The sequence below is a fragment of the Pseudomonas sp. HMWF006 genome (assembly GCF_003061205.1).
GTDB classification, from domain to species: domain Bacteria; phylum Pseudomonadota; class Gammaproteobacteria; order Pseudomonadales; family Pseudomonadaceae; genus Aquipseudomonas; species Aquipseudomonas monsensis.
In genome coordinates this window covers 6,513-10,822 of record NZ_QAIU01000446.1, presented here as the reverse complement: position 1 = coordinate 10,822, position 4,310 = coordinate 6,513, and the positions used below count along the sequence as shown (strand labels likewise).

4 protein-coding genes are annotated in these 4,310 nt (G+C 64.4%); 1 reads left to right on the top strand and 3 read right to left on the bottom strand.

Annotation, left to right across the window (positions count from 1 at the left end):
- On the top strand, window positions 1-1,046 hold a 1,046-nt coding region (locus DBR24_RS18875), incomplete at its 5' end, for an MFS transporter (protein WP_256591637.1).
- Here the strand turns inward: DBR24_RS18875 and cueR are convergent.
- From cueR to DBR24_RS18860, 3 genes are all read right to left on the bottom strand, one after another.
- On the bottom strand, window positions 1,000-1,413 hold the full coding sequence (gene cueR / locus DBR24_RS18870; RefSeq protein ID WP_025111722.1) for a Cu(I)-responsive transcriptional regulator: 414 nt from the start codon (window positions 1,411-1,413) through the stop codon (window positions 1,000-1,002). The two genes, DBR24_RS18875 and cueR, sit on opposite strands and share 47 nt — an antisense overlap.
- The gene (locus tag DBR24_RS18865; RefSeq protein ID WP_128615497.1) at window positions 1,410-3,803 is read right to left on the bottom strand and encodes a heavy metal translocating P-type ATPase; all 2,394 of its coding nucleotides are present in this window, start codon (window positions 3,801-3,803) and stop codon (window positions 1,410-1,412) included. Before DBR24_RS18865 ends, cueR begins: the two co-directional genes overlap by 4 nt.
- A 127-nt stretch (window positions 3,804-3,930) precedes the next feature.
- Window positions 3,931-4,310: hypothetical protein (locus tag DBR24_RS18860; RefSeq protein WP_256591636.1), on the bottom strand; the 380-nt coding region annotated here is incomplete at its 5' end.

Below are 4,310 nucleotides of genomic sequence, written 5' to 3'. Positions count from 1 at the left end.
GTCTGATCGGTACTCGTTTCTACCGCCGCTGGAATGGTCGGGTGCCGCTGATTGCCTTCGATCTGCTACGCGCGGCGCTGCTTGGCCTGTTGTTGATCCTGCCGGTGAGCGAGCAGGCGTTGCTGTTGCCGGTGATCGCTTTTGGCCTGGGCTTTGGCAACTCGATGTTCGCCATCGGCCTCAACAGCCAGTTGCCGAGGCTGATCGAGCCGGCGCAGCTGCTGAAAACCAATGCCTGGATCACCTCGGCGTCATCCGCAGCGATGGTCGGCGGCAGTCTGGTCTCCGGTTTGCTGGTGGCAGCGTTCGGTTTTGAAACGGTATTCGCGCTCAACGCACTGACCTATGTGCTGGCGGCGCTGTTGATTGCGCCGTTGCGCTTCGCCGCTGCAGACGTCAGCGAACAATCAACCTGCGAACGCGGCGAATGGTCAGTCCTCAAGCAGGGCCTGCGCAGCGCGCCGGTGATTGCGGCGATGCTCGCCGTGACCATGGCCGACACCTTGGGCAGCGCCGCGCACAACGTTGGTTTTCCGATCATCTCCAAACTGCTCACGCCCGAGTCGGCGAGTACCACGCTGGGCCTGATGCTCGCGGTATGGGCCAGCGGCAAACTGCTGGGCGCGCGCATCGCCAGCCGCCTCAAGGGTTCGGACAACGGCCACCTCGAGCGCCGGTTTTTCTTCGGCGTGGCGCTGATGTCCTGCGGCTTCATCCTGATGTTCCAGCAGCACAGCCTTCTCGGTCTGTTGCTGTTTTCCCTGCCGGCAGGGTTAGGCGACGGCTTTTCCGAAGTGGGCCTGATGTCGCGCCTGCAACGCGAACCGGAGCATTTGCGCCTGCCGATCTTCAGCTTCCTGACCTTGCTGCAAATGACCGGGTTTGGCGTCGGCATGCTGATTGCCGCGCCGTTCTATGGCTGGTGGACGCCGGGTGCCGTGGTGCTGCTGTTCCACGGCATCCCGCTCGGTACGTTAGTGACGGTGAAAGTCCTCGCACTCAAGCGCGAGCGGGTTGCGCGCAGCAGCCCGACGCCAGTTCCTTGAGGATCGGGCAATCGGGACGATGATCGCCATTACAGTGCTCGACCAGATCCTGCAGGGTGTCGCGCAATTCGCCGAGTTCGCGGATCTTCTGATTCAACTCGTCGATGTGCTGGCGCGCCAGAGCCTTCACGTCGGCACTGGCGCGCTGGCGATCCTGCCACAGGGTCAGCAGCTTGCCGACTTCCTCCAGGGAAAACCCCAGGTCGCGCGAACGCTTGATGAATGCCAGGGTGTGCAGGTCATCATCGCCGTAGACCCGATAACCGCTGTCGGTGCGATGAGCCGCCTTGAGCAGGCCGATCGACTCGTAATAGCGGATCATTTTTGCGCTCAGACCACTGTGCCGGGCCGCTTGGCCGATGTTCATCGGTGCTCCTCCATATCCTCGGGTTTCCAGGTTTTCAACAGTAGCGCATTGCTCACCACGCTGACGCTCGACAGCGCCATCGCCGCGCCGGCCAGCACCGGGTTGAGGAAGCCGAACGCCGCCAGCGGAATGCCGATCAGGTTGTAGACGAAGGCCCAGAACAGGTTCTGGCGGATCTTCGCGTAGGTCTTGCGGCTGATCTCCAGCGCCGCCGGCACCAGTCGTGGATCACCGCGCATCAGGGTAATGCCGGCGGCGTGCATGGCCACGTCGGTGCCGCCGCCCATGGCGATGCCGATGTCGGCTGCGGCGAGTGCCGGCGCGTCGTTGATGCCATCGCCGACCATCGCCACCACGCCGGTTTTCTTCAGTTCGGCAACCGTGGCGGCTTTGTCGGCCGGGAGTACTTCGGCATGAACGTTGGCAATGCCCAACGCCTCGGCGACCACGCGAGCACTGCCGCGGTTGTCGCCGGTCAGCAAGTGGCTGTGGATACCGCGAGCGGCCAGTTGTTGCACCGCTTCCAGTGCGCCGGGCTTGAGCGTGTCACCGAAGGCGAACAAGCCAAGCACATGCGGCTCGGGGCTTTGTTCGATCAGCCACGACAAGGTCCTGCCTTCGCCTTCCCAGGCCGTGGCGGATTCGGCGAGGCTGCCGGCGCTCAACCCGCTTTCTTCCAGCAAGCGCCGGTTGCCCAGCTCCAGGCGCCGCCCGCCAAGGTTGCCGGCGATGCCACGCCCGGTCAGGGATTGGCTGTCGCTGACATCGGGCACGCTCAGATCACGCTCGGCAGCCGCGTCCAGCACGGCTTTGGCCAGTGGGTGTTCACTGCCGCGTTGCAGGGCGCCGGCCATTTGCAGCAGGGCGTCTTCGTCACCGTCGACGGCACTGAAATGGGCGATGCGTGGCGTGCCGGAAGTCAGGGTGCCGGTCTTGTCGAACACCACGCTGCTGACTTCATGGGCACGTTCCAGCGCTTCGGCGTCCTTGATCAGAATGCCGTGCCGCGCCGCTACACCGGTGCCGGCCATGATCGCTGTCGGGGTGGCGAGGCCGAGGGCACACGGACAGGCGATCACCAGCACGGCGACGGCGTTGATCAACGCGGTTTCCATGGGCGCGCCGTACAGCCACCAGCCGATCAACGTTGCCAGGGCCAGCACCAACACCGTCGGCACGAACACCTGGCTGACTTTATCCACCAGTTTCTGGATCGGCGCTTTGGCTGCCTGGGCGTCCTCGACCAGACGGATGATCCGCGCCAGCACGCTTTCCGCGCCGAGGGCGGTGGTGCGCACCAGCAGCCGGCCTTCACCGTTGATCGCGCCACCGGTGACCTTGTCCCCCGGTTGTTTCGACACGGGCAGGCTTTCGCCGCTGATCAAGGCTTCGTCCGCGTGGCTCTGACCTTCCAGCACCTCGCCGTCCACCGGGAAGCGTTCGCCGGGTTTGACCAATACCTGATCGTTCAGGCGCAGTGCGCTGATGGCGACGTCTTGCTCGCGGCCGTCGATCAATTGCGTCGCCCGCTCCGGGCGCAAGGCTTCGAGGGCGCGGATGGCGCTGGCAGTCTGGCGCTTGGCGCGGCTTTCGAGGTATTTGCCGAGCAGCACCAGGGCGATCACCACCGCTGACGCTTCGAAATACAGGTGTGGCATGCGCCCGGCGGCGGTGGCCCACTCGTACAGGCTCAAGCCATAGCCGGCGCTGGTGCCAAGGGCGACCAGCAAGTCCATGTTGCCAGCGCCGGCGCGCACGGCTTTCCACGCGGCGACATAAAACCGTGCACCGAAAATGAATTGCACCGGGGTGGCGAGGGCGAATTGCGCCCAGGCCGGGAGCATCCAGTGAATGCCGAACGGTTGCAGCACCATCGGCAGCACCAGCGGCAAGGCGAGGGCGATTGCGCAGATCAGCGCCCAGCGCTCATGCTGCAGACGCCGCTGTTGGTCATCGGTTTGTGGGTGTTCGGCTTGCCAGACGCTCGCCGAATAGCCGGCCTTGCTCACCGCGTCGAGCAGGGTTTGCGCGTCGACTTTGCCGAGCAGTTCGAGGTGGGCGCGTTCGTTGGCCAGATTGACGCTGACGCTTTTCACCCCCGGGACTTTGTTCAGGGCACGCTCGACGCGACCGACGCAGGAAGCGCAGGTCATGCCGTCGATGCTCAATTCGAGGGTCTGTTGCGGCACGCTGTAACCGGCACGCGTCACCGCCTCCATCAGCGCCGGCAGACTGCCGCCGGGTGCCTGCACGCGGGCCTGTTCGGTGGCGAGGTTGACGCTGACCGCACTGGCGCCGCTGACGTTGCTCAACGCCCGCTCGACCCGCCCGGCGCAACTGGCGCAGGTCATGCCGGCAATCGGCAGGTCGAAAGTGATGGAATCGGACATCGGTCGTACCCCCTGTAGTAGATGCCTACAAGGATCAACCTTGCCATGCGGGCAAGGTCAAGCGCCAATCTCTGGCGCGTCACAAAACACCTGTGGGAGCGAGCCTGCTCCCACAGTCTGCCTTTGCTCAGTATTCGAGAGCGGCAGGTCGCAGGTACAAGCCTTTGGCGGATGCTGCAATCCGGTACTTGACCACGTCACCGGCCTTGAGCGTGATCTCCTGCGCCGGCGGTGCCAGCATGCCCGGCTTGCAGCCCGGGACCTGGCTCGGCTCCAGCTTCAGGCGGATGGAAAACGTGCCATGTTGCAGGTTGAACGAGGTGGACTGTTCCTGCAGCAAGCGCCCGGCAAACTGATCCTGGATGTACACGCCAATCTCGCAGGAGGTCGGCACCTCCAGGCGCTCGCGAGAGATGATCAGAACGGCGTAGTCCTCGCCGGTCGCGTTGGCCTGGGGCAATGCGGCAAAAAGGCTGAGGAAGCCAAACAGGCTGTAAGCTGACCAGC